A 2,937-nucleotide genomic window follows, 5' to 3' on the forward strand; every position below is an offset into this window, starting at 1 on the left:
ACATCACCGCCGCCAGGACAGCACTCTCCGCGGCCCCCCTGCGGCCGGCGGCCGCAGCCCGGCTGCACGCCCTGCCGGCCTTCCTCCTCGACCGCACCCTCTGACCCCGCCACCCGGCTCGCCGCCGGCACCGGACGGACGACGTGTTGACCCGCGCCGCCCCACCGGGTGAGGGTCTACGAGGCGCGGACCGCCGTCCCCCGCGCCGGAAGGGTGGACTGCCTTGATCGGCATCTCGGAGATCGAAGCCGCGGCCGAACGGATCGCCGGGCACGTCGTGCGGACGCCGACCGTGCCGAGCCCCGGCCTGTCGGCGCTGCTCGGTGCCCCGGTGACCGCGAAGCTGGAGTCGCTGCAGCGGACCGGCTCCTTCAAGGCACGGGGGGCGACGGCGAAGCTGCTGTCGCTCGGCCGGGCGGAGCGGGACGCGGGGGTGGTCGCGGTCAGCGGCGGGAACCACGGGATCGCCCTCGCGGTGATGGCCGCCGCTCTCCAGGTGAAGGCCACGGTGGTCATGCCGCGCTCCGCGCCCGCGCGGTCCGTCGCGATCGCGGAGGAGACCGGGGCCTCGGTGCGGCTGACCGACGGCATGGACGAGGCGTTCGCCACGGCGGGGAGGCTGCGGGACGAGGGCCTCACCCTGGTCCATCCCTTCGACGACCCCGTGGTGGTCGCCGCGCAGGGCACCGTCGGCCTGGAGCTGGCCCGGGACGCGGGTGAACTCACCGACGTGCTCGTCAGCATCGGGGGCGGCGGGCTGATCGCGGGCGTCGCCGCGGCACTGCGCGCGCTGCGGCCCGGGGTGCGGGTCTGGGGCGTGGAGACCGAGGGTGCCCAGGCCATGTCCGAGGCGCTGGCGGCCGGCGGTCCGGTGCCCGTGGCCCTGTCCTCGATCGTGACCACGCTCAGCGCGCCGGCCGTGTCCCGGCTGACGTACGACCATGTCTCCGCCCTGGTCGAGGAGGTGCTCGTCGTTCCCGACCGCGAGGCCGTGCGCGGCTGCCTCGACCTCGCCGAGCACGCCAAGGTCTGGGCCGAGCCCGCCGCGGGCTGTCTGCTGCCGGCCGCACGGCGCGTACGGGAGCGGGTCGGCCCGGACGTCCGGCTCGGGCTGGTGGTGTGCGGGGGCAACGCGACGACTGCCGACGTCATGTCCTGGGCGGACCGGTTCGCACTGCGCTGAGGCGGCGCGCCGCGCGTTCGGTCGCGTCCGTCCCCCGCCCGAGCGGCGCGTCGACGCGCCTTCGGCCGCGTGCGGCACTCCGAGCACCGCCGGGGACGGCATCCGGACGGATTCCCTCGCGCACGCGCCCGGCAGCAGTTGAACGGGGGTCGGGAACAGCCGCCGGAACGTGGTCCCTTTGAACACACCCGGCCTTCTCCGCCGTATCCACCGGGAAGGGTGAGAGCCGGGCGTTCAGCGAGGGATGACCATGGTCCAGGGGCACGTGTCCGCACGCGGGTCGGTCGCCGGCCGGTACCGGCTCCTCGAGGCCGTCCACCGCGAGACGAACCACGTCTGCTGGTACGGGGAGGACCTCGAGGCGGAGCGCCCCCGCCTGCTGACGCAGACCGTGCTCCCGGAGGGCACCGGCCAGGACGACGCCCGGCGCATCACCGCCCGCATCATGCGGATGTCCGAGACCATGGGGCTGCTGCGGCCGGGCCGGATCGCCACCGTGGTCGACGCCGTGGTGGAGGCGGGGACGCTGTGGACGGTCACCGAGTGGATCGACGGCACGCCCCTGGGCGAACTCCTCGCCCGGGAAGGGGCGTTCGGCCACGTACGGGCGGCCCGGGTCGGACTGGAGCTGCTCGACGTGCTGGAGGCCGCCCACGCCGAGGGCGTCACGCACGGCGAACTCGGCCCCGGCCAGGTCTTCGTGCGGGACCGGGGCGGAGTCGTGGTGACCGGCTTCGGCCTCGCGGGCGCGGCCCTCGTCCCCCGGCTCACCGCACCGTCGTACGCCTCCCCGGAGCAGGCCCGCGACGAGCGGATCGGGCCGGCGGCCGACCTGTGGGCGCTCGGCGCGCTGCTCTACACGATGACCGAGGGGCGCCCGCCGTTCCGCGACCGGGGCCGGCCCGAGGCCACGCTGCAGGGCGTGGTCCGGCTGCCGCTGCGCGCGCCGCTGCGGGCCGGGCCGCTCGGCCGGGCCGTGCAGGGCCTGCTGCGCAAGGACTCCCGGGACCGCCTGACCCGTCCGGCGGTCCGGGAGGCGCTCACCCGGATCACGAGTGAGGACCCCGGCACGGTCACGCGCGCGGTCCCCCGGCCCCGCCTGCGCGGTGTGTACGCGGCCGTCCGCGCGGCGGGCCGGGCCCGGAGCGGACGGACCATGGTCCTGGGCACCACACTGGCCGTCGCCACCGTCACCGTCGCCGTACTGGCCGCCGCCCACCTGCTGCCGGGCACCGGCACCTCCGGCTCCACCGCCGCCTCCGGCACCGTCGTGCCGTCCTCCTCCCCCACCGGGGCCGGCGGCCGGACCGGGGACGGCGCTCCCCCGCCGTCCGCCACGCCCGGCGCCTACCCGTCCGCCACGCCCGGCGCCTCCCCGTCGGCCACGGCGACCGGCCTGCCGGCCGGCTTCCGCGTCCTCGACGCACCGGAGGGCTTCTCCCTCGCCCTGCCCGAGGGGTGGCGGCGGGTGAGCACCACCCGTGTCTCCGGCCTGGCGTACCGGGTGGTCTTCGGCGCGGACGGGGACGCGCGCACCCTCGCGGTCACCTACAGCACACAGGCCGGCCCGGACCCGGTCGTGGTCTGGCGGGACGACGTCGAGCCGTCGCTGGAGCGGCAGGGGGCGTACCGGCGGATCGGCGACATCCGCGCGACGACGTACCAGGGACTCAGGGCGGCCGACATGGAGTGGCTGTCCGGCACCGGGAACGGGCGGGTGCGCACCTTCGGCCGCGGCTTCCTCCTCGGCGGCC

General features: G+C 76.8%; 2 protein-coding genes. Both read left to right on the plus strand.

All coding sequences use genetic code 11. From position 1 onward, the window contains the following. Positions 1 to 223: 223 nt before the first annotated feature. Complete coding sequence (locus tag RH94_RS21675; RefSeq protein WP_073949158.1) at positions 224 to 1,183, plus strand: threonine/serine dehydratase; 960 nt, start codon at positions 224 to 226, stop codon at positions 1,181 to 1,183. Between the two features lie 244 nt (positions 1,184 to 1,427). Beyond that, the coding region (locus RH94_RS21680) for a serine/threonine protein kinase (RefSeq protein WP_079189133.1) at positions 1,428 to 2,937 on the plus strand (1,510 nt) is incomplete at its 3' end.

The organism is Streptomyces kebangsaanensis (genome assembly GCF_001906585.1).
In the GTDB taxonomy this organism is placed as follows: Bacteria; Actinomycetota; Actinomycetes; order Streptomycetales; family Streptomycetaceae; genus Streptomyces; species Streptomyces kebangsaanensis.